General features: G+C 39.6%; 20 protein-coding genes. 7 read left to right on the forward strand and 13 right to left on the reverse strand.

All coding sequences use genetic code 11. From position 1 onward, the window contains the following. Positions 1 to 192: 192 nt before the first annotated feature. The 3 genes from ezrA to rpsB all read right to left on the reverse strand — a co-directional run bounded on the left by ezrA (position 193) and on the right by rpsB (position 4,022). A complete protein-coding gene (gene ezrA / locus EQJ87_RS07505; protein ID WP_130124028.1) occupies positions 193 to 1,923 on the reverse strand; it encodes a septation ring formation regulator EzrA in 1,731 nt (576 codons plus the stop codon). 181 nt (positions 1,924 to 2,104) lie between these two features. Further along, positions 2,105 to 3,133, reverse strand: a complete 1,029-nt coding sequence (gene tsf, locus EQJ87_RS07510; protein WP_130124029.1) for a translation elongation factor Ts — start codon at positions 3,131 to 3,133, stop codon at positions 2,105 to 2,107. A gap of 121 nt (positions 3,134 to 3,254) precedes the next feature. Continuing rightward, positions 3,255 to 4,022: a 30S ribosomal protein S2 gene (rpsB, locus tag EQJ87_RS07515; RefSeq protein ID WP_075526251.1), complete on the reverse strand. Its 768-nt coding sequence runs from the start codon at positions 4,020 to 4,022 to the stop codon at positions 3,255 to 3,257. 346 nt (positions 4,023 to 4,368) lie between these two features. On the opposite strand from rpsB, the gene EQJ87_RS07520 reads away from it, so the two are divergent. Together EQJ87_RS07520 and adhE are read left to right on the forward strand one after the other, a co-directional pair. Then, positions 4,369 to 5,394, forward strand: coding sequence for a lactonase family protein (locus EQJ87_RS07520; protein ID WP_130124030.1), 1,026 nt, complete (start codon positions 4,369 to 4,371; stop codon positions 5,392 to 5,394). Positions 5,395 to 5,629: 235 nt separating this feature from the next. Next, complete coding sequence (gene adhE, locus EQJ87_RS07525; protein ID WP_130124031.1) at positions 5,630 to 8,341, forward strand: bifunctional acetaldehyde-CoA/alcohol dehydrogenase; 2,712 nt, start codon at positions 5,630 to 5,632, stop codon at positions 8,339 to 8,341. Positions 8,342 to 8,393: 52 nt separating this feature from the next. Here the strand turns inward: adhE and EQJ87_RS07530 are convergent, their stop codons facing one another. The 7 genes from EQJ87_RS07530 to EQJ87_RS07560 all read right to left on the reverse strand — a co-directional run bounded on the left by EQJ87_RS07530 (position 8,394) and on the right by EQJ87_RS07560 (position 16,168). Beyond that, on the reverse strand, positions 8,394 to 9,425 hold the full coding sequence (locus EQJ87_RS07530; protein WP_130124032.1) for a SepM family pheromone-processing serine protease: 1,032 nt from the start codon (positions 9,423 to 9,425) through the stop codon (positions 8,394 to 8,396). Next, the gene (gene coaD / locus EQJ87_RS07535) at positions 9,412 to 9,909 is read right to left on the reverse strand and encodes a pantetheine-phosphate adenylyltransferase (protein WP_130124033.1); all 498 of its coding nucleotides are present in this window, start codon (positions 9,907 to 9,909) and stop codon (positions 9,412 to 9,414) included. The genes EQJ87_RS07530 and coaD overlap by 14 nt, the downstream gene beginning before the upstream one ends. A 141-nt stretch (positions 9,910 to 10,050) precedes the next feature. Next, positions 10,051 to 10,590, reverse strand: a complete 540-nt coding sequence (gene rsmD, locus EQJ87_RS07540; protein ID WP_130124034.1) for a 16S rRNA (guanine(966)-N(2))-methyltransferase RsmD — start codon at positions 10,588 to 10,590, stop codon at positions 10,051 to 10,053. A gap of 243 nt (positions 10,591 to 10,833) precedes the next feature. Next, positions 10,834 to 12,051, reverse strand: a complete 1,218-nt coding sequence (locus tag EQJ87_RS07545) for an MDR family MFS transporter (protein ID WP_130124035.1) — start codon at positions 12,049 to 12,051, stop codon at positions 10,834 to 10,836. A 34-nt stretch (positions 12,052 to 12,085) separates the two neighbouring features. Next, positions 12,086 to 13,309, reverse strand: coding sequence for an MDR family MFS transporter (locus EQJ87_RS07550; RefSeq protein ID WP_130124036.1), 1,224 nt, complete (start codon positions 13,307 to 13,309; stop codon positions 12,086 to 12,088). Between the two features lie 110 nt (positions 13,310 to 13,419). Then, positions 13,420 to 14,649 carry an MDR family MFS transporter gene (locus tag EQJ87_RS07555; protein ID WP_130124037.1) on the reverse strand — a complete coding sequence of 410 codons (1,230 nt, stop codon included), beginning with the start codon at positions 14,647 to 14,649 and terminating at the stop codon, positions 13,420 to 13,422. Between the two features lie 172 nt (positions 14,650 to 14,821). Next, a complete protein-coding gene (locus EQJ87_RS07560) occupies positions 14,822 to 16,168 on the reverse strand; it encodes a glucose-6-phosphate isomerase (RefSeq protein ID WP_130124038.1) in 1,347 nt (448 codons plus the stop codon). Between the two features lie 182 nt (positions 16,169 to 16,350). Here EQJ87_RS07560 and EQJ87_RS07565 point away from each other — a divergent pair, with 182 nt between their 5' ends. Next, the gene (locus EQJ87_RS07565; RefSeq protein WP_130124039.1) at positions 16,351 to 16,836 is read left to right on the forward strand and encodes a YkgJ family cysteine cluster protein; all 486 of its coding nucleotides are present in this window, start codon (positions 16,351 to 16,353) and stop codon (positions 16,834 to 16,836) included. A gap of 110 nt (positions 16,837 to 16,946) precedes the next feature. Here EQJ87_RS07565 and EQJ87_RS07570 read toward each other — a convergent pair whose 3' ends face one another. Next, positions 16,947 to 17,834 carry an Rgg/GadR/MutR family transcriptional regulator gene (locus tag EQJ87_RS07570; protein ID WP_130124040.1) on the reverse strand — a complete coding sequence of 296 codons (888 nt, stop codon included), beginning with the start codon at positions 17,832 to 17,834 and terminating at the stop codon, positions 16,947 to 16,949. 213 nt (positions 17,835 to 18,047) lie between these two features. Here EQJ87_RS07570 and EQJ87_RS07575 point away from each other — a divergent pair, with 213 nt between their 5' ends. From EQJ87_RS07575 to EQJ87_RS07585, 3 genes are read left to right on the forward strand one after another with little or no spacing between them, the layout of a single operon-like run. Next, positions 18,048 to 18,449: a hypothetical protein gene (locus EQJ87_RS07575; protein WP_130124041.1), complete on the forward strand. Its 402-nt coding sequence runs from the start codon at positions 18,048 to 18,050 to the stop codon at positions 18,447 to 18,449. Positions 18,450 to 18,467: 18 nt separating this feature from the next. After that, a complete protein-coding gene (locus EQJ87_RS07580) occupies positions 18,468 to 18,737 on the forward strand; it encodes a hypothetical protein (protein ID WP_130124042.1) in 270 nt (89 codons plus the stop codon). Positions 18,738 to 18,773: 36 nt separating this feature from the next. Then, positions 18,774 to 19,067, forward strand: coding sequence for a hypothetical protein (locus tag EQJ87_RS07585; RefSeq protein ID WP_130124043.1), 294 nt, complete (start codon positions 18,774 to 18,776; stop codon positions 19,065 to 19,067). A gap of 113 nt (positions 19,068 to 19,180) precedes the next feature. Here the strand turns inward: EQJ87_RS07585 and EQJ87_RS07590 are convergent, their stop codons facing one another. After that, positions 19,181 to 20,026 carry an NAD(P)H-binding protein gene (locus tag EQJ87_RS07590; protein ID WP_130124044.1) on the reverse strand — a complete coding sequence of 282 codons (846 nt, stop codon included), beginning with the start codon at positions 20,024 to 20,026 and terminating at the stop codon, positions 19,181 to 19,183. Between the two features lie 168 nt (positions 20,027 to 20,194). On the opposite strand from EQJ87_RS07590, the gene EQJ87_RS07595 reads away from it, so the two are divergent. After that, positions 20,195 to 20,527, forward strand: coding sequence for a winged helix-turn-helix transcriptional regulator (locus tag EQJ87_RS07595; protein WP_023164672.1), 333 nt, complete (start codon positions 20,195 to 20,197; stop codon positions 20,525 to 20,527). A gap of 73 nt (positions 20,528 to 20,600) precedes the next feature. Here EQJ87_RS07595 and EQJ87_RS07600 read toward each other — a convergent pair whose 3' ends face one another. Then, positions 20,601 to 23,243, reverse strand: coding sequence for a valine--tRNA ligase (locus tag EQJ87_RS07600; protein WP_130124045.1), 2,643 nt, complete (start codon positions 23,241 to 23,243; stop codon positions 20,601 to 20,603). Between the last annotated feature and the right edge of the window lie 64 nt (positions 23,244 to 23,307).

Raw genomic sequence — 23,307 nt, forward strand, 5'->3', positions numbered from 1 at the left:
TCTATCAAACCCCCCTCCCTTTGTCAAGGATTAAATGTATTCCTTCTCACTTTTTTTAGTTTCGTTCGCTTTTTACCCGCTCCTGTATCCCTTTTCTTCCTTACCCTGACTCAGTTATCATACTTTTAAATTTTTTTATTTTTAGGTATAAAAAAAGATAAAATCTTAGTAATTTTATCTTTTGTGGATCTATTATAAATAATCTGGGGTGGTTTTTGTCTTGAAATAAACTCCAGAAATCCGAGCTGCAGCTCCTGGTTCAGCAAGCTCCAAAACTTTTGAAATTTCATCAAATGAAGCATCATAATCTCGTTCACGTTCAAATAATTGAAGAGCCCGAGAGATACCTTGTGCAACTTGCTCATTCGTAGCTTTATACCGGTTGGCATATTGAATCAATTGTTCTGCCAATACGGCGTGATCCGTCATATTGGTTGTTGTTTCTTTAAGGACGTGCATATCTTCAGTACTTACGTCAACAAGATGGTTAATCGTGTCAATATTAATTCTCACTCGTCCTAATTCTTTAAAGAGATTTTGAACACGGTCTCCTGTCATGAAGAATAAATCGAGATAATCTTTCGGAAGTCCTGGAAGATTTCTTTTTTCAACATAACGTTTGATAATACGTAGTTCTGAATCAAAACGTTCCGCAATCTCTTGGGCTGCGCGTTCTTCATCTTTGAGCCCTGTGAGTGTGTTGCTAATTTTGATTTGATTCTTTTCCATATCTTCCAGAGCACCAACAATCGCATTGATTCGGTGTGAAAGAATAGAGTAAGGTAATTTTTTACTTTCGATGCTTGACATAATCTCAGCAACATCAGCGTCTAAGGTTTCAAGGTGTTCTTGATAACCACGGACATAACCTTTTTCATTTCCTGATAAAACGTAGGCTTGTGTCACATGATCAATTTCGAGGAGCAAGTTTTTATTGTTATTTCGAATGTGTTCAATATAATCTCTAAGAACTACTGAACGCTTTTCAACATTTCGACGAGCAGCATATTCTTTTTCGAAAATAGCATAAAGAGCTGAGACTTTGTCTTGAATTACAGCAAGTTCTGCTTCAACGTGATCGAGTTCAAATTGTTCTAACAACGCACCGCTTTCATCAAGAAGATCTTGGAGTTCTGCCATTCTTTCATCAACATTGACACTTTCCGGAAGAATATATTCTTCTTCGATGAACTTATCGGCTGCTTCACGTAGATCTGCAAATTGTTTAGGAACGTCTTTTTCAATTTTCTGTGTAAATGCTGGAATCTGCTCTGTAATTGCTCGTAAAGCAATGGTATGTTCTTCGGCAGTTTCCAATACTTCAGCAGCTTCAATCGGATCACCTGTTGAGTTCAGGGTAACAAATTGTGAAAACTCCGTCTCAATATTTGCTAAGTGCTTTTCAAGCTCACCGATGACATTGCCATAAATGTCAGCATTATCTGTGATGTCGTTTCGAAGATTATCGTACAAGTCTAAGGACTCTTGAATTTTATTGGAATTACGTTTTTCTTGCTCAATCAATTGAGCAACACCGTCACGAATTCCTTGGACATCTTCTTCCATGAGAGCAATTTGTGCTTCACTATCTGCTACAGATTCACGGGCGCGGAAAAAATGAAATGAGTCATTCAGTTGTTCAGCTTCAAAAATATGATTTTCAAGATCGGCAAAAGAGTTTGACGACAAGTCAATCCATTTTTGGTTCCATTCGCGGAAAATCGTTTGTGATTGGCCGACAAGGTGCATCTTCTTCACAGAATCGATTTCTTCTTGAACGGGAAGATCAAAAAGGGTTTCTTTTCGCTCTTCCATTTCCAAAATGCGATCTTCTGTTTTTTTGCGCATCAAAATGGCAAAAACATAGAAGGCGATGATGATAACAACGAGGGCAACAATAAGGATAATTACAGTACTTGACATGCTTTACTCCATAAAATGATTTAATTACTTGGGTTATAGGTTATTTAGATAGAAAATCTCAAATATAATTATAGCATACTGATGCAAATAAATACACTATTTTTTCAGATTGGTGTTAAAAAATCATTTTGTGTGTCGCTAAAAGAAAAAAACAGCTTTTTGAGCTGTTCTTTTTTCTGAATTAAAGTCCTGCTTTTGCTGCTTCAACTTCAGCGGCAAAGTCTGTTTCAACTTTTTCAATTCCTTCACCAACTTCAAAACGTGTGAAGCTGATTGCTTTTGCTGCTTTTGACTCAAGGAATGCTTCAACTGTTTTGCTGTCATCCATGATGTAAAGTTGTGCAAGAAGCGCAAATTGTTGGTCAACTTTTGTGTTGTCAACGATGAATTTAGACATTTTACCTGGAATGATTTTGTCCCAAATTTGTTCTGGTTTACCTTCAGCTTTGAGTTCTTCTTCAAATGAAGCTTTAGCGGCTGCAAGAACTTCTTCTGTCAATTGGCTCTTAGAACCATATTCGTGGTGTGGAAGTTCTGGTTTGTTAACGAGTACACGGCTAGCATTGTCTTCGTCAATTTTGTGGTTCATTTGTGCCAATTCTGCTTTAACAAACTCTTCGTCAAGTTCGTCAGCTGAAAGAACTGTTGGGTTCATGGCAGCGATGTGCATTGATACTTGTTTTGCGAGTGCTTCGTCAGCGCCTTCGATAACAGAGATAACACCGATTTTACCACCATTATGTTGGTAAGCACCGAAGTGTTGTGCGTCTGTTTTTTCGATAACAACAAAACGACGGAAAGTGATTTTTTCTCCGATTGTTGCTGTTGCTTGAACGAGTTCTTGCTCAAGAGAAACACCTGAAGCTGTTGTAAGTGCCAATGCTTCTTCGTTGTTTGCTGGTTTGTTTGCTGCAAGGAGTTCTGCTGTTTCTTTTACCAAAGCAACAAATTGTTCGTTTTTCGCAACGAAGTCTGTTTCTGAGTTCAATTCAACAAGGGCTGCAACATTCCCGCTTACAGCGATGCCTGTAAGACCTTCAGCGGCTACACGGTCAGCTTTTTTAGCTGCTTTTGCAATTCCTTTTTCACGGAGGAGTTCTGCTGCTGCTTCCATGTTTCCGTCAGTTTCTACGAGCGCACGTTTAGCGTCCATGATTCCTGCGCCAGTTTTTTCGCGTAATTCTTTTACTTGAGCTGCTGTTACTGCCATTTTGTAAATCTCCTATGTGTTTTTTTCTGTCAGTATTGACAGTAGTTTTATTTAAAAAAACAGGTGAGGCGTAAGGCCTCGCCTGTTGTAGTTACTTAATTAGTATAAGTTGAAGTTAAAATTATTTACCTTCAACGATTTCAGCAAGTTCTTCAAGAGATTCTTCTGAAGCTGCTTCTTCGGCTACGAAGTCTTCTGCTGCATCTTCACCTTGACGGCCTTCGATGATTGCATCTGCCATTTTAGCTGTGATGAGTTTAACGGCGCGGATAGCGTCATCGTTTGCAGGGATAACAACGTCGATTGGTTCTGGATCTGCGTTTGTATCAACCATCGCTACAACTGGGATTCCCAAAGTTTTAGCTTCTTTAACTGCGATTTGTTCAGCATGTGGGTCAACGATGTACATTACATCTGGGATACGAGGCATATCAGCGATACCACCGATGAATTTTTCAAGACGTTCGCGTTCTTTGTTCAAGAGTACAACTTCTTTTTTAGGAAGAACTTCGAAAGTTCCTTCTTCTTCCATTTTGTTGATTTCTTTAAGACGAGCTACACGTGTTTGGATAGTGTTCCAGTTAGTGAGCATACCACCCAACCAACGGTGGTTAACGTAGTATTGACCAGCACGAAGGGCTTCTTCTTTAACTGCTTCAGCGGCTTGTTTTTTAGTCCCAACAAAGAGTACTACTGCACCTTCTTGTGAAGCGTTTTTTACATAGTTGTAAGCATCGTCAACAAGTTTTACAGTTTTTTGAAGGTCGATAACGTGGATACCATTACGTTCTGTGAAGATGTATGGTTTCATTTTTGGGTTCCAACGACGCGTTTGGTGACCAAAGTGTACACCAGCTTCGAGGAGTTGTTTCATTGAAATAACTGACATGGATATGTCTCCTTTTAAAATAGTTTTTCCTCTTTTATCTGTCTTCCGCAGCCGCAATACTTGCGTACACTACGACCTTGTCAAGATAAAATGTGAAATGGTTGCCTTTTTTAATTATGATTTCGCACACATAGCAACTTTCTCATTATACACTGTTTTCTTCGTTTTTGCAAGTTTTTTTGATGTTTCCGTCAGTAATTTCTCTGAGAGAAAATGCTGACGGATTTGCTGGATGAGTTTCGTCAGTAATTTTTCTAAGAAAAAAATGAATATTTTCGCTGAAAACGCTTTTTTATGATAAAATAATAATATAAGTATTTTTAAATTAAAAAAAGGAGAGAATAAAATGAAAGAAAAAATCTTGTTGGGTGGCTACACTAAACGCAAATCTAAAGGAGTTTACAGCGTTCTTTTAGATTCTAAAAATAAAGAATTAACAACTTTGAGCGAGGTGGCGGCGGTACAAAATCCGACCTACATCGCCGTTGATAAAGCAGGACATCTCTACACCTGTGCCGCTGATGGCAATGGTGGTGGAGTGGCAGCTTTTGCTTTCAATGGTGAGACGGCAACTCCTCTTGGAAATGTAACAAGCACTGGCGCGCCACTTTGCTATGTTGCTGTCGATGAAGCACGCCAATTAGTTTATGGTGCGAATTACCATCTTGGTGAAGTCCGTGTCTACAAGATTCAAACTGATGGTTCACTCAAATTGACCGATACAGTCAAACATGAAGGTTCTGGTCCCCGACCTGAGCAAAGTAGCGCTCATGTTCATTATGCTGATTTGACTCCCGACGGTCGATTAGTAACTTGCGATTTGGGAAGTGACGAAGTGACCGTTTATGATGTCCTGGGTGACGGAAAACTTAATATTGCTGCGATTTACCGCGCTGAAAAAGGCATGGGCGCTCGCCATCTGACTTTCCACCCTAATGAAAAAGTGGCTTATCTCGTTGGCGAACTTAATTCAACCATCGAAGTCTTGAGCTATAACAGCGAAAAAGGTCGTTTTGCCCGCATCCAAACGATTTCAACTCTTCCTAGTGACTATACCGAATTTAATGGTGTCGCTGCTATCCGTCTTTCTGATGACGGAAAATTCCTCTATACTTCCAATCGTGGACATGATTCTTTGGTGACTTACAAAGTAAGCCCACTCGGAACAAAACTTGAGTTGGTTGGTTGGGTAGCTACCGAAGGCAACATTCCTCGCGATTTCAATTTTAATAAAAGTGAAGATTTTGTGATCGTCGCTCATCAAAATTCTGACAATCTGACCCTCTTTTCTCGTGATAAATCAACAGGTCAACTCACTTTGGAACAAAAAGACGTTTATGCCCCTGAAATAACTTGCGTTTTGCCTTACTAAATTACTGACGGATTTTTCGTCAGCATTTTGGGAAATGAAAACTAATTTTATTGTCAAATAAAATTTATTTGACAATATTTTTTTGCTCAAAGCATTGGTATAGACACTGTCCTGAACAGCCGTATTCTTTAGATTGTAAAATCACTCACAATATCACTTGACATTCCGAAAAATGTTTGTTAAACTATTCACGTACTATTAAGTGAATGTTATCACAAAGGAGAAAAATATAAACATGGCAACTAAAAAAGCTGCTCCAGCCGCTAAAAAACCTTTAACCGCTGAAGAAAAAGCCGCAAAATTCCAAGAAGCTGTCGCTTATACTGATAATTTGGTCAAGAAAGCGCACGATGCTGTTCTTAAGTTTGAAGGTTACACTCAAGCGCAAGTTGATACAATTGTTGCCGCTATGGCACTTGCCGCAAGTAAACACTCACTTGAACTCGCTCACGAAGCAGTTAACGAAACAGGTCGTGGCGTTGTTGAAGATAAAGATACAAAAAACCATTTCGCCTCAGAATCTGTTTATAACGCCATCAAAAACGATAAAACTGTTGGCGTGATTGCTGAAAATAAAGTCGCTGGCTCTGTTGAAATCGCAAGCCCACTCGGTGTTCTTGCTGGTATTGTGCCAACAACAAACCCAACTTCTACAGCAATTTTCAAATCACTCTTGACAGCAAAAACACGCAATGCGATTGTCTTTGCTTTCCACCCACAAGCGCAAAAATGTTCTTCACACGCAGCTAAAATCGTGTATGATGCAGCCGTTGAAGCTGGCGCACCTGAAAACTTTATCCAATGGATTGAAGCACCAAGTCTTGATATGACGACTGCGTTGATTCAAAATCACGGAATTGCAACAATCCTCGCAACAGGTGGACCTGGTATGGTCAATGCTGCCCTCAAATCTGGTAACCCTTCACTCGGTGTTGGTGCCGGTAATGGTGCAGTTTACGTTGATGCTACTGCAAACATTGAACGTGCCGTTGAAGATTTATTGCTTTCAAAACGTTTTGATAACGGAATGATTTGCGCTACTGAAAATTCAGCTGTTATCGACGCTTCTATCTATGATGAATTTGTTGCTAAAATGCAAGCGCAAGGTGCTTACATGGTGCCTAAAGAAGACTATAAAGCCATCGAAAGCTTTGTATTCGTGGAACGCGCTGGCGAAGGCTTTGGTGTTACAGGGCCTGTAGCTGGTCGCTCTGGTCAATGGATTGCTGAGCAAGCTGGCGTAAACGTCCCTAAAGACAAAGATGTTCTCTTGTTTGAACTTGACAAGAAAAACATTGGCGAAGCGCTCTCTTCTGAAAAACTTTCTCCATTGCTTTCAATCTACAAATCAGAAACACGTGAAGAAGGAATCGAAATCGTCCGCGCCCTCCTTGCTTATCAAGGAGCTGGTCACAATGCCGCAATCCAAATCGGTGCAATGGATGATCCATTCGTTAAAGAATACGGTGAAAAAGTCGAAGCTTCTCGTATCCTCGTCAACCAACCTGACTCAATCGGTGGTGTCGGCGATATCTATACAGATGCAATGCGTCCATCACTTACACTTGGAACTGGTTCATGGGGGAAAAATTCACTTTCACACAATTTGAGTACATATGATCTTTTGAATGTTAAAACTGTGGCTAAACGTCGTAATCGCCCACAATGGGTTCGTTTGCCAAAAGAAATCTACTACGAAAAAAATGCAATCTCTTACTTGCAAGAATTGCCACACGTCCACAAAGCTTTCATCGTTGCTGACCCTGGTATGGTTAAGTTTGGCTTTGTTGACAAAGTTTTGGAACAACTTGCTGTTCGTCCAAAACAAGTCGAAACAAGCATCTATGGTTCTGTTCAACCTGACCCAACTTTGAGCGAAGCGATTGCGATTGCCCGTCAAATGAAACAATTTGAACCAGATACTGTCATCTGTCTTGGTGGTGGTTCTGCTCTTGACGCTGGTAAAATCGGTCGTTTGATTTATGAATATGATGCGCGTGGTGAAGCTGACCTTTCTGATGATGCTAGCCTCAAAGAACTCTTCCAAGAATTGGCTCAAAAATTCGTGGATATTCGTAAACGGATCATCAAATTCTACCACCCACATAAAGCACAAATGGTCGCTATCCCTACTACTTCTGGTACTGGTTCTGAAGTGACACCATTTGCCGTTATCACTGACGATGAAACTCACGTGAAATACCCACTTGCTGACTATCAATTGACACCACAAGTAGCGATTGTTGACCCTGAGTTCGTTATGACTGTGCCAAAACGTACCGTTTCTTGGTCTGGTATCGACGCTATGAGTCACGCGCTTGAATCTTACGTTTCTGTTATGGCTTCTGACTATACAAAACCAATCTCACTTCAAGCCATTAAATTGATTTTTGAAAACTTGACTGCGTCTTACCACTACGACCCAGCTCATCCAACTAAAGAAGGACAAAAAGCTCGCGAAAATATGCACAATGCTGCAACGCTTGCTGGTATGGCTTTCGCCAATGCCTTCCTTGGTATTAACCACTCACTTGCACACAAAATTGGTGGTGAATTTGGATTGCCTCACGGTCTTGCTATTGCCATTGCTATGCCACACGTTATCAACTTCAACGCTGTAACAGGAAACGTTAAACGGACACCTTACCCACGCTATGAAACTTACCGTGCGCAAGAAGACTACGCTGAAATCTCGCGCTTCATGGGATTTGCTGGTAAAAATGATTCTGACGAACAAGCTGTACAAGCTTTGGTTGCTGAACTCAAGAAATTGACTGATAGCATTGATATTAACATCACTCTTTCTGGAAATGGTGTTGATAAAGCCCATCTCGAACGTGAACTCGACAAACTTGCTGACTTGGTTTACGATGACCAATGTACTCCTGCTAACCCACGTCAACCACGTATTGATGAAATCAAACAACTCTTGCTTGATCAATATTAAGCGTTAAATGTCACTAAAATAAAAATGCTCTGATAAGTAATCAGAGCATTTTTTATTTTTCTAGATAATCCAAAGCGTCTTGAATGGTCTTGACGGGGATGATTTTCATCTTGGTATTGAGTTTTTGAGCGGCTGCTTTGGCCTCAAGGTAATTATTGGTGCTGTTTTTCTTGGTTCCTGAGTCAGGGACGAGGAAAACTTCAGCGCCTTCTTTACTGGCCGTAGCCACTTTCTTATCGACTCCACCGATTTGTCCGATTGTGCCATCTTCTTCGATTGTACCAGTACCTGCGATTTCGCGACCACTTCGCAAATCTTTACCTGTCAACTGACTGTAAATTTCCAAAGTGAACATCATGCCGGCAGAGGGGCCACCGATTGCACCTGCGTTAATCTCGACTTTTGGGTCTGTGACGACTTCAGTGTGATCAACTAAACTGATACCGATTCCTGTTTTGCCATTGGCGATTTTGATGTATTTCCCAGTAGATTTGTGCTTGCTGCCATCAATTCTGGTGTATTCAATTGTGACTGTATCGCCTACTTTTTGCTTGGAAACGTAGTCAATCATCTCAGCACTTGATTTGAAATTTTGACCATCGACTGCAGTAATGGTGTCTGCGAGTTGCAATTTGTTTTTAAAGGTTGAATTTTTAGAAATTTGCAAGACATAAACCCCTTTATAGCTGATTGTATAGGGTTTATTAGCTTGTTTAAAGGCTTGATAAATGGCTGTATTCTGCGCCGTTTGCATATAGTATTGGTTCACTAAATTAAACTGCTTATTGTTCAGACCGCCTGTCATCTGTTGCTCACTGTAAATCGTTGTAAAAGAGTTAAAGTGACTGTAAATCATGGTAGCCAGATTTGCGCGCGCAATTTGGACGGTTGTGAGGAAAAAGTCGCCTTTGTGTTCATCTTTTTTCCCTGCGACTTGCACCATTTTGCCTAGTGGTTCGGTCGTTCCAGGCATTTCTACATAATAGCTTGTGGGGTAAATCAAAGCAATGATGCTAATAAAAACAAGGGCAAGGGAGAGAAGCCATTTGAATTTACGGCTCTTTTTGTGCTTATTTTTTTTCATATAATTTCCTCAGTTCGTGAGCGACGTTTTCGGGTAGCCACTGGCTAACGTCTTGGCCAAAAGCGTGGAGTTCTCGCATTCGGGTTGAATTTATGGGTTCTAATGCGGGTTTTGCTAGGAAAAACACGGTCTCAATGCCGGTCATTTCCATGTTGAAATAGAACATATTTTTTTCGTATTCTAAGTCTTGCGCATTTCGCAACGAACGAACTAATGCTGTCACACCAAGCTTTTTGGCAATATTAACGGTCAAATCACGGTCGTGTTGAATGACTTTAATGGTACTTGCTTGTGGCAATGTGTTCACTGCTTCTTCAATCATTTTCAGTCGTTTGTCCGTCGAAAAAAGGGGATTTTTCTGATCATTTTTAAAAATACCAACGTAAAGCTGGTCAAAATGTTGGCTGGCGCGCTCAATAATGTCCAAATGACCATTGGTCAGCGGGTCAAAAGTCCCTGTGAAAAGTCCAATTTTTGCTGTCATTACTTTCTCCTTCTTGGAAATTTTGTTGGGCAATTTCGTCAGCATTTTTTCTGATAAAATTTTGCTAGGAAAATCCGTCAGCATTTTTTCTAACAGAATTTTTACTGACGAAATGCTGGGCTTAGCGCTGAGCTGATTTTTTTAAAATTCGTAAATTGAAATTTTGGAAATGCCGTAGATTTTTTGTTTCGTCAGCACTAAACTACCAATTTGTTCAGGAAGCTCAACGGATTTATCTGTCTCACAAACAACGGTAACGGCCTGCGTCAGCAAATTTTGCTCTTGCAAAAAAGTGAGATTTTGGACAATCTGCTCTTTGGCATAGGGAGGGTCGAGCAAAATCAAGTCAAATTGACCTGTCAAATGGCTCAGCGCACGTTCTGCTGGCATTTTCAGAAGCTGAAATTTTTCAGTTTCTTTGGTCATTTTGATATTTTCCAAAATCACTGCCTGTGCTGCGCGATCTTTCTCAATCAACACCGCCTCATCCATGCCTCGCGAAATCGCTTCGATGGCGAGGCCGCCTGATCCCGCAAACAAGTCTAACACCCGTCCACCTTCAAAATAAGGCCCAATCATATTAAAAATTGCGCCCTTCACCTTGTCGGTCGTTGGTCGTGTCGTCTTGCCTGCCAATGTTTTCAGCGGTCTACCGCCATAATTTCCTGAAACTACTCTCATGAAAACAATTATATCACAAAATTTTACAGACAGATTCGTCAACCCTTTCAGCCGCGATTTTACAAGAGAATTTACTGACGTAAAGCAAAATTTCTGATTTACAGATTACGTCAGCATTTTCTCTGTATTTTTTAAACAACTTCCTTTTTCAAAGAAAAAAATAGCGCAAATGAGCGCTATTTCACAAGAGAATTTGCTGACGTAAAGCAAAAATTTTGAGCCACAAATCCGTCAGCATTTTTTCTAAACTTTTTCGTGCATCCGAATCGCCCGCAAGGATGGAAAAACACTCAAAACAATGATGAGAAACATAAAAATTGCCATGCCGACATTGCCATAAAGACCCGATAGAGAAACCAAAATCCCCGACAAGACTGAGGCAATCGGCTGTGTCACCGAAAAGGCCCCCGTGTAAGTTCCCACTTGATCGCCTTCCATCAAATCCGCCCGCAAAGCTTGTGAGACAGGAACTAAAATCATCTCCCCAATGGAAGCGATAATCACCGCGATAATTTCCCACGTCAAATCCCGCCCCAGAAAGGCAATGATAAAACCTAGCCCCTCCAGCAAAACACCCCAGAAAATTCCATGACTTCGTGACCAATTTTTCGTCCAGCGATTGACACGCCCCATAAATAAAACAATAATCAGGGTATTGACCATCAAAAATACCGTCAACATCCGCTGCCCGTAGATTTCAATGCCCAAAAGTCGAGTCGTGCGAAAACTATCACTCAAATGCACCGGCAAATAGTAATCAATCTGACTAAAAATCATCGCAATGAAAACCGAAGCAAAAAGATAATACATGAAAACTTTATCCTTAGCCACCGTAAAATAAGCCTTGATAATATTCGTTTCCGGCTTACGATGCTCTGCCTTAGGATCAAAAGATTCATCAATCCAAAAAATAACCACCAAACAACTCAGAATTTCCTCAAGCGTAATCACAAGTAAAAGCCAAACCAAATGATCTCGGAAAAACCAGCCCGATAGCCCCGAACCAATCATAATCGCAAAATTGATGATCCAGTATTGAATACTATAAACAACCCGCCGATTCTCGCTCGTCGTCAAATCAACAATCATCGCCTGACTCGCCGTATTAAAAAAACCAAAACCAAAGTTGACAATCAAAAATCCAAAGAAGGTCACCCAAGGATTAAAATAAAAACTTGAGTTGGCAAAAGTCGCGAGAGCTGCCCCAACACTCGTCACTGCAGTAGAAAAAACCATAACCGGTTTACGCCCCTGAATATCCGTCAGATGACCCGCATAAAGCCCAATCAAAAAAACCATGACCGAGCTGACAATCAAAAGCATCCCCGTGATGCCCGCTCCCATATATTTATTATAATAAATCGTCATCGAACCCCCTACCGTACTAAAGCACAGAGAGCCCAAAAAGTTCATAATCAATCGAATCTTAATCGTTCGATTTAGTCCAAAAAAATCTTTCATTCCCATTTCTTCCTAAATAATTTAAATTTCAACACTAAGTTGACCCACGTTCAAAGCGGTTAATCGAAAGTACCGCTGGAACAATTGCAAAAACTGTCACTAAAGCCAGTACAATCCCCATTCCACCACTCTTTAAAAATGGTGAAGCAGAAACCAGCAAGCCACTGATTACCTGTGCAATCGGCCCAATTGCTGAGAAGGCACCGGTGTAAGCCCCCACTTGCTCCGGATTCATCATGTCCGCACGCAAGGCCTGCTCAAAAGGAACCAAAATCAACTCTCCCAAGACATTGATTAAAGCTGCCAATAATTCCCAAATAAATTGATGGCTACTCACGGCGATAACCCAGCCTAATCCCATCAAAGCTGCACCAACCACAAATCCGACCTTATTTGACCAATGGTTTGTCCAACGACGCACCGTTGATAAAAACAAAATAACCAATGCCGAATTAAGCAAAGCCATAATCGCCAACATTCTTTGCCCATAAATTTCCAACCCCCACAGATGACTCACCCTAAAATCATTCGTCAAATGCACAGGAATGAAAAAATCCACTTGAGCAAAAATCATCGCCACAAATAAGGAGGCCACAAGATACAAGACAAAGGTTTTATCCTTAGAAACTCGAAGATAAGCTTTAAAAATATTATTTTCATGTGTTTGTAGATGTTCACTCGGCACAAAAGTTTCTCGAATTAAAAAAACAACAATCAAAAGATTCAGCACATCACCAAGCAAACACAGCAACAAGAGCAAAAACAAATGCTCCCGAAATAGCCAACCTGAAATCCCACTTCCCAGCGCAGCAGCTAGATTCAACGTCCAGTAATTCAGCGAGAAAACCAATTTGCGACTTTCTGATGTCGTTATATCAACCAGCATAGCACTCGCACCCGAATTAAAAAATCCAAAACCAAAACTCGCCAACATCAAACCCAAAAAAGTCAACCACGGATTCACCAAAAATGGAGAATTTGCCACAGCCGCTAAAGCCGCTCCCAAAGCCGAAGTAATCATTCCAATCAACATCGTCGGCTTGCGCCCCTGAACATCCGAAAAATGCCCCGACCACATTCCGACCAGAAAACTGACCACAGAGCTAACAATCAGCAAAATTCCTGTAATTCCAGCCCCCAGATGTTGATTATAATAAATGGTCATACTGCTACCAATCGTAAAATAGGTTAAAACACCAATAAAGGTCATCAAAATTCGCAGTTTAATATTTCGATCTAACTTAAAAAAATCACTCATTTTTCAATCCAAACCAGCTCTAGCACCGCTTCTTTAGCTTTCTTCCCCTCAGTTGAATAAAGAGAAAATTGTTGAAAAAACAAGAAAAAGTTGGTTTTCTTTCTTCTATCTCAAATTCTCAGTCCTTCTTTTTTATGACGGGCAACGGCGATACTGACCAGCACAATTGCCATAATTTCCACAAGCGCAAGAACTGCTGAAACGCCTGTTGCTTTGATGATTGGCGAAATCGAAACCAAAAGTCCCGCCAAAATTGATGCAATGGGTGTCCTGATTGCTCCCATCCCATTATAAGAACCAATTTTCTCTGGATCCATTAAATCTGCACCCAAAGTCTGAACACTTGGTGTATAAACAATTTCCCCCAAGGTGTAAACAACCCCAGCAATAAAAATAGGAGTGAAAGTTGTCGTCAAAAAGGAGAAAATCATCCCCAAGGCCATAAACACACTCCCCCAAATAAATCCCTTGCGGTGTGACCAATTACGCGTCAAATGATTCAAGCTAGTCATCAAAACCACGACCAAAACACAAGCTAAAATCAGGTAAATCGTCAACATCCGCTGCCCATAAATCTCAAGCCCAAAAAAAGTCACCGTCTGAAAACTATTGGACAGATGCACCGGCAAAAAATTGTCAAACTGCATGATAATAAAGGTCGTTCCAATATTTGCCGCCATAAAAATCATATAAGTCTTATCTCGGACAACCGTCTTATAAGCTTGAAAAATATTTTCTTTCGGAGTATCTTCGTCTAAAGAAGGCGTGAAGGTTTCGGTCATCACAAAAGTCGTCAACCCAAAGGAAACTAAGACTGTCAGGAGCAAAATCACCAAAAGGGCCTCAAAAGCGGGTTTGAACAACCATGCTCCTAAAGCTGCCCCTAAAATAACGGAGAGGTTTTGAGCCCAATAATCCAACATGAAAACCACTTTTCGGTTATGAGCTGATGAAGCATCAATAATCATGGCATTTCCAGCTGTAATCACAAAATTATAACCAAAACTAATCAGCAAAAAGGCAATAAAAGTCGTCCAAGGATTGACATGGTGTGGTAAATTCGAGCCAATAGCAACTAAACTCCCCAAGAGTTGAATCATTGTTCCCATCACCATCACCGGTTTACGTCCCTTTCGATCGGCAAAGTAACCAGCCAAAAGCCCCGCAATAAAGGTAGCCACCGCCGATAGGGCCAATAAAATTCCCGTTATTCCACTTCCTAAATGGAGATTATAATAAATGGTCATTGAAGAAAAAACGGTGCCGTAAGAAAAGGCACCTAAAAATACAATTCCTAAACGAAGTTGTAAATTTTTATCTAAGTTCCAAAATTCTTTCATAAATTACCTTAAATTCTTTTAAATTTTCAAATTTTCTTAATTTATCTACAATTGTAGCATAAATCAATTTTAAAAACTAGGTGATTTCCGAAAAAATTTCTCCAGTGACTGAAACTAAAAAAACTTATCGACAAAAAGGTCAATAAGTTTTCGTTTAATTTTTTATCAAAGATTAAAGGCGGTCGTTCAATTCTTTGCTGAGTTCTTCAAATCCTGGTTTACCAAGAAGCGCGAACATATTTTTCTTGTAAGCTTCAACACCTGGTTGGTTGAATGGGTTGATACCGTTCAAGTAACCAGAAACACCGATAGCAAGTTCAAAGAAGTAAATCGCATAGCCAAGTGTGAATTCGTCTTGTTCAGGCAATGTCACGATCATGTTTGGCACATTTCCGTCAGTGTGAGCAAGAAGCACGCCGTCAGCAGCTTTTTTGTTAACGAAGTCCACATCTTTACCTTGCAAGTAGCCAAGTCCATCAAGGTCAGCTTCAAGTTCAGGAATGTTGATGTTTTTACGTGGTTTTTCAATACGGATTGCTGTTTCAAAAACAGTACGTGTTCCTTCTTGAATCCATTGACCTAATGAGTGGAGGTCTGTTGAGAAGTTAGCTGAAGTTGGGTAAATTCCTTTTTGGTCTTTCCCTTCTGATTCACCAGCTAATTGTTTCCACCATTCTGAGAAATATTGAAGGCTTGGTTCGTAATTGATCAAGATTTCTGAGAATTTACCTTTACGGTAAAGGATGTTGCGGAGGGCAGCGTAGGCGTAAGCGTCGTTTTCACGAACGTCTGTAGAAGTGTATTCTTTACGCGCAGCGTTAGCACCTTCCATCAAAGCAGTGATATCAGCACCTGAAGCGGCGATTGGCAAAAGTCCAACAGCTGTCAATACAGAGAAGCGTCCACCAACTGAATCTGGAACAACGAAAGTTTCCCAGTTGTTTGCGTCAGCATTAACTTTTACAGCACCTTTTTCTTTGTCAGTAGTTGCGTAAATACGTTTGTTTGCTTCTTCACGACCGTATTTTTTAACGAGCATTTCTTCGAAGACACGGAAAGCAATTGCTGGTTCTGTAGTTGTACCTGATTTAGAGATGACATTGACAGAGAAATCTTTATCAGCAACGTAATCTACAAGGTCAGCCAAGTATGATGATGAAATTGAGTTTCCAGCGTAAAGGATTTGTGGTGCTTTACGTTCGTCAGCAGTTTGCAAGTTTACGAAGCTGTTGTTCAAGAAGTCAATTGCCGCACGCGCACCGAGGTATGAACCACCGATACCGATAACAACAAGCACTTCTGAATCAGATTGAATTTTTTTAGCTGCTTTTTGAATACGAGCAAATTCTTCTTTGTCGTAGTCTTCTGGCAAATCAATCCAACCAATATAGTCGCTACCAGCGCCTTTTCCTTCGTGAAGCAATTTTGCTGCTCCGTCGATTTGCCATTGGATTTCATCCAATTCATTTTCAGCTACAAATGGAGCGAGTTTTGAGTAGTCAAATTTAATGTGAGCCATTTTGATTCCTTTCAATGTCTTGCTTTTACAAGAATTTAGCTATTGAAGAAGGGTTATTTTATCTGAATCTTTCTTCAAATTTCTAGTTAATTTTATCACTTTTTACCATTTTTTACAAGATATGATAGTGCTGTTCTGCTTTATTCCTTTTATTTTTCCTACTTTTTGATAAAATATAGGCAATGGATATTGAACGTTATAAAAATCTTGCTCAACAAAAGCAAAAAGTACACAAAAAATTTCTAGCAAATTTAGCGAAAAAACCACCAAAACAACTGGATAAAATCACTAAAGAAGTCCATGAAGAGGTTTTTTCTGAGATTGACTGCACCAAATGTGCGAATTGTTGTAAAATTTTAGGCCCCTTGTGGACGGAAGCAGATATTGAGCGTGTCGCAAAATTTATGCGTCTGAAAGTTAGTGACTTTGAAGCCAAATATTTACGCACTGACGAAGATGGTGATAAAGTTTTTCAGACCATGCCTTGTCCTTTTTTGGGAAGTGATAATCTGTGTAGCATTTATGAAGTTCGTCCGAAAGCTTGCCGTGAATTTCCGCATACTGACCGTAAAAAGATTTATCAAATCAACAAGTTGACCATCAAAAACACGCTTTATTGCCCTGCTGCTTATGAATTTGTTGAGAAAATGCAGAAACGTTTGGACTGACGGAACAGAGAAAATACTGACGAATCTGATTTTTGTTCTCAGGGGATAGAAAAAATACTGACGAAAATTTTCGTCAGTATTTTTTATTAGGCTTATACGGGCAAACAGCTTCAATTATGCGACTTTATTTGATTGATTTCGTCAGCTACAGCATTCGCTGTACTAAAACATTCACAAAACTCTAGGATTTCTAAGCACTGCTTCATCGTGGACAGTGCATTTTTATTGCCTTTTTTATAATCAAGAGTTGCTTTGTCATAAATGAAAGTCAATTTTTCAAACAAGTGATATTCATGAATCTTATTTTCGTCAAGATAATTAACCAGTTGATTAGCAAGATGATACTGGTCATTTTCAATAAAGATACTGAGAACGTTGAGAACGGTGCGAATCATCTCTCGTTGAATGTAATGAATTTTTGTACTCATCTGCGTAGGACTAATCATCTGATTTACCATTTCGTAGAGTGTTTTCAGGTCAAAAATTGAAGCGCAACGCCCTAGCAAAATAATATCATAAAGTCCCCACTCATCAATTTGAAGCAGATAATTTTGGATATAGCGCCTATCTGCTAGTGGCATAGGAAAATCTGGGGAGAGTATGGATAAAACAGCTTGCACATTGATTCTATCTAATAAATATTTTTTCTTTTGAGGATTTTGTGAACTGAGCTGAGTCAGTTTTTTTAATATTGATTTTAATTTAGAGATATTATTGTGTCGATAAGCATCAGTAACTTCGACATCAAAGAGGAGCAAATCTCTGGCCTCTAAATAGCTGTTGTAGGTGTATTGAAATTCAAAAGAATTAACATTGATATTCTGCAAAATTTGAAAAAATTTATCTGCACCTAACATTGCTTTGCCATTTTCAAAATTTGATAGCTCATTAGGAGAAATATCGTTTCCCGCAGCTTCTTTTTGAGTAAAATTTTTAGATTTACGAAAAAGTCGATAGACTTCTCCGAAATAATTAGGGTGGGAAACTTTTGAAGTCATAATTTTTTTACCTTTTATTCAATATATTGATTTTTACATCTAATAGGAAAATATGATAAAAGTCAATAGATACAATGGCTATAAGTATAATGACTGAAGATTACAGCTTCAATATCTTATTGAAATCAAGGTCATCTCCAAGCAACATATCATCTTAGTTAATTATATAATAAAGGTAAGAAAAACAAAAGAATTACGATACGAAGGAAGAACATGAAAAATCAAAAAATTATAAGTGCCCTCGTGTTTCTCCTGCTTGGAGCAGGAATTGGTATAGGAGCTTACTCCTATCTCAGTAAACCAGTGGCTAGGTTTTCTGTCTCTATGCATCAACAAAAAAATAGAAAAAACCGAACGATTGAATATTGTGTTAAGCGTTTTCCAACGGTAGCTTCTTTCAGGGAAATTTATAACTTGAAGGATTATCCAGACCGTTCAAAGCATTTATTAGTACTTCCTCATGGTGGAATATTAGGTTCTCTTTCAAATAAAAGTGATTTGGTAGAACTCCAAGAAGGAGATAAGGTAACCTACTACCATACGCAGACTGACCCCAACTCTGCTAGTATGGCTCAAATTGAAAAAGCGATAGAAACGAGGAACAATAAAGAATAAGCAGGATAGTCAAATTTTATGGAAAAGCGTAATAAATATTTTATCTGGGGAACAACGGTTTTGCTTTCGATTGTTTTAGGTATAGGACAAACGCAAAGGCAAGATGCTATTCCTATGATGTTAAATTTAGGCAAGTTAGCAAATAAGACCATTAACCCCCACCAAACGAGTAAAGAGGTAATTAGCGCAGAACCTTTAGTTCCATTTGAAAAATCTCATGGTTCCAACTACTCTTTCGTTCTTCAAGTAACAGAGAAAGATAATGTCAAAGAGCCACCAGGGGATTGATATTAAATCTAATGTAATGAAGAGGAGGAAAACAATATGAAAAAATCTGAACTCTACCATGTTGGAAAGTACAGAGTTGGAGTTTTTAATCCATACAAACAACCCGTAACGGTTGAAGTGCTTGATGACCAACGGATTTCAGTCAATGGTCAAGAGTTTATAATTACTGGACGTACCGCTATTGCACTAGAAAAAGATGGCAATCTCTTTGCTGCGCCAAGCATATGGCCTATTATAAGAAGAGATAGAAGGATGATTATCACATTACTTATAATCTTTGGGATAGGAGTGCTTCTGGAACTCTTTATTATCTTAGCACCGCTGTTTTAAATATAGCCAATCAAACCATTTTCAAAATATTAGAGCAAATGAGGCTAATTTGAAAGGAGCAGCAGAAAAAAGATAGAAAAAATGCTGACGAAAATTTACGTCAGCATTTTTTATTAGACCAAAAGTTCTTTCAAAGCTTCTTTTGTATCCGTCAGTGAATGTCCCAAGGCTTTTTCAAAATCTTTAGATTCCACATCCAAATCTTTTGCTTCAATATCTTTTTGGAAGCCAAGGAAAAGTTCCCCTACAAAATCTGGAAGTCCAGTTTCAACTAAATGACTGACAAAAGTTTTGTCATCAGCTACAATCACTTCAAAATCCTTATCAGAAACTGATTTGAGGACTTGAGCAAGTTCTGCGTAAGTCAATCTTTTTCCTGAAAGCTCCAAAATTTCTGGAAAATCTGCTCCAGCAAGTGCTTTTGCCCCAACTTCTGCGTATTCACGTTTCAAAGCCCAACCCACTTTACCTGTTGGTGCATTGTAAACAAATTTCCCAGTTGAAAGTGCGGCTGCAATAATTGGCATTTCATTTTCAAAGTACCAGTTATTACGTAAAAATGTGTGAGCAATTCCTGATTTTTCAATCGCCTTTTCAGTATAGATGTGGTCAGCAGCTAAGTCACTTGTTGCCCTTTCTGCTTGAGGAAAACTTGTATAAGCAATATAAGAAATGCCAGCACTTTTGGCTGCATCAACCACATTTTGGTGCTCAACTTGACGATTTCCCGGCGCTCCTGAAACAAAAAGCAAACGGTCAATTCCTGTGAAGGCTTGTTCTAAAGCAGTTAGATCTGAATAATCTGCCAAACGTACATCGTAGCCTGCCGCTTTGAGTGGAGCTGCTTTTTCTTCTGTACGAGCCAAAACCGCAATATCAGAAATTGGAACCAATTCTTTCAAAAATCCGAGGGCATAAGTACCGTATCCACCTGTCGCACCTGTTACTAAATATTTCATGTTAAATCCTCCATTATTTTGTTTTAAAATTTCCAAGCAGTTTGCTTTTTCTGCTCTATAAATGTATAATAACATTGTACTGCTTATCTGTAAAGTAAGCACTTTAAAGTTAGATACTCCCCTTTTAGATACTATTGTATAATACCAACGATTAGAGGTGATAAAAAAATGAAAAAAATTTCTGAACTTCCAGATTGTCCTGTTGAAACAGCACTTGTTTTGATGGGCGACCGTTGGAAAATGCTCATAGTCCGTGACTTATTAGAGCGAACCATGCGCTTTGGCGAACTTCAACGTTCAGTTGGACATATTTCCCAAAAAGTTTTGACCCAACATTTACGTGCCCTCGAAGAAAGCGGGCTGGTTCATCGTGAAGTATATGCAGAAGTGCCCCCTCGTGTTGAATATTCCCTGACAGAGCTTGGAAGAACCCTCAAACCCATCCATGATACGATGGCAGCTTGGGGAAATCTTTATAAAAAAGAAATCAGCAAAGCTTAAAAGTTACTGACAGATTTGTCAGTGAAATTCATAAAGAAAAAATCACTGACGAACTGGTCAGTGATTTTTTTACTTAGTTTTCTTTCAATTCTGCAATACGAGCGTTCACCGTATCGAATTTTTCTTGATAATCGGCTAATTTATCTTTTTCTTTTTGGACAACTTCTGCTTTAGCATTCGCAACAAAACGTTCATTACCCAATTTTTTATTCACTAAATCTAACTCTTTTTGCCATTTAGCAAGTTCTTTTTCAAGTCGAGCAATTTCTTCTTCGATGTTAATCAGACCTTTGAGTGGTAAGAAGAGCTCAGCCCCTGTGATAACAGCAGTCATCGCTTGCTCATCAAGCACGACTTCTTCTGCAATGACAAGCTCTGACGGGTTGGCAAAGCGTGCGATATAAGGCGCCACAGAGTTCAAGAATTCCGCTTGTTCAGATTTGATGAAGATTGGCACTTGTTTAGACAATGGAGTATTAACCTCAGCACGAATATTACGAACGGCTGTAATTAATTCGATTAACATCGCCACCCCTTCGCTTGCTTTGTCATCATTAAATTCTGGACGTACTTTTGGATATTCGGCAACAACAATTGAACCAGAAGTGTTTGGTAATTTTTCAAAGATTTCTTCAGTGAAGAAAGGCATAATTGGGTGTAATAGACGTAAAACTTGATCTAAAACATGGAGCAATACTGCACGTGTAATGTCTTTTTCAGCTTCATCCTCACCAAACATGACTTCTTTGGTTAATTCCAAATACCAGTTTGCAAACTCATCCCAAATGAAATTGTAAAGGATATGACCAGCGACACCAAATTCAAATTTATCCATTTGTTCAGTCACGCGCTCAACCGTATCATTCAAACGTGTCAAAATCCAACGGTCAGTGACATTACCAGCAGTTTGATTTGCAACTTTTGTCAAAGCCGAAGAAACAGCATCAGCGCTGACATCTTCTGCATTCATCAAAATATAACGTGAAACATTCCAAATTTTATTGATGAAATTCCAAGCGGCATCCATTTTATCATAAGAAAAACGTACATCTTGTCCTGGTGCAGAACCATTTGATAGGAACCAACGGAGTGCATCAGCACCGTATTTTTCAATCACATCCATTGGGTCAATTCCGTTACCGAGTGATTTAGACATTTTACGTCCTTCTTCGTCACGTATCAAACCATGAATCAAAACATTGTGAAATGGTGCTTTGCCAGTGAATTCTAAAGATTGGAAAATCATGCGTGAAACCCAGAAGAAGATAATATCATAACCTGTGACAAGGGTACTTGTTGGGAAATAACGTTTGAAGTCTGCTGAGTTTTCATCTGGCCAACCCATTGTTGAAAATGGCCACAAAGCTGAACTAAACCAAGTATCAAGTACATCAGCATCTTGTGTCCAACCTTCTCCCTCAGGTGCTTCTTCACCAACATACATTTCACCCGCTTCGTTATACCAAGCTGGAATTTGATGTCCCCACCAAAGTTGACGTGAAATAACCCAATCATGAACATTTTCCATCCATTGCATGAACGTATCATTGAAACGTGGCGGATAAAATTCTACGGCATCTTCTGTTGCTTGATTAGCAATTGCATTTTTAGCTAATTCGTCCATTTTGACGAACCATTGTGTTGATAAACGTGGTTCAACAACCACTCCTGTTCGCTCTGAGTGCCCAACTTCATGGCGGACTGGTTTTATATCAACCAACTGCCCCAATTCCTTGAGGTCAGCAACAATTTGTTTGCGGGCTTCAAAACGGTCAAGTCCTTCATATTTTCCACCATTTTCATTGATGGTTCCGTCATTGTTCATCATGTTAATCATTGGCAAATCATGACGCATCGCAACTTCAAAGTCATTAGGATCATGAGCAGGTGTAATTTTTACAACCCCAGTTCCTTTTTCCATATCAGCATGGTCGTCTGTCAAAATCGGAATGACCCGATTAATGATTGGGAGGATAACATTTTTGCCCACTAAATGTTTATAGCGTTCATCTTTTTCATTGACGATAACAGCTGTATCACCAAGGAAAGTTTCTGGACGTGTTGTGGCGATTTCAACAAACTCATCACTTCCTTCAATTTGGTAAGTGATGTGGTAAAAAGCCCCATCAATTTCTTTGTGAATGACTTCAATGTCTGACAAAGCAGTCATCGCTTTTGGATCCCAGTTGATGAGTTTTTCACCACGGTAAATCCAGCCCTTTTTGTAAAGGGACACAAAAACCTTACGAACAGCTTTATTAAGCCCTTCATCGAGAGTAAAACGTTCACGAGAATAATCCACTGAAATCCCCATTTTACCCCATTGTTCCTTGATTGTTGTGGCATATTCATCTTTCCACTCCCAAACTTTATCAAGGAATTTTTCACGTCCAAGGTCTTGTGGTAAAATACCATCTTCAGCAAGGCGGGCAGCAACTTTTGCTTGAGTGGCAATCCCCGCATGGTCCATTCCTGGCAACCAAAGCGTATCAAAACCTTGCATCCGTTTTTGACGGATGATGATGTCTTGCAAAGTTGTATCCCAAGCATGACCCAAGTGGAGTTTTCCTGTCACATTTGGTGGTGGAATAACGATGCTATAAGGCTCTGCATCGGGATTTCCAGAAGGTTTGAAAACATCAGCTTCAAGCCATTTTTCGTAGCGTCCTGCTTCAACTTCGGTGGGGTTGAATTTTGTTGATAATTCGTTTGTCATCGTTGTTCTCCTTTGGGCGCAAAAAAGCACCCTGATTATTCTCCAGGGTGCTTCCGCACGGTAC

Origin of the sequence: Lactococcus sp. S-13 (assembly GCF_004210295.1) — a bacterium.
GTDB lineage: Bacteria > Bacillota > Bacilli > Lactobacillales > Streptococcaceae > Lactococcus.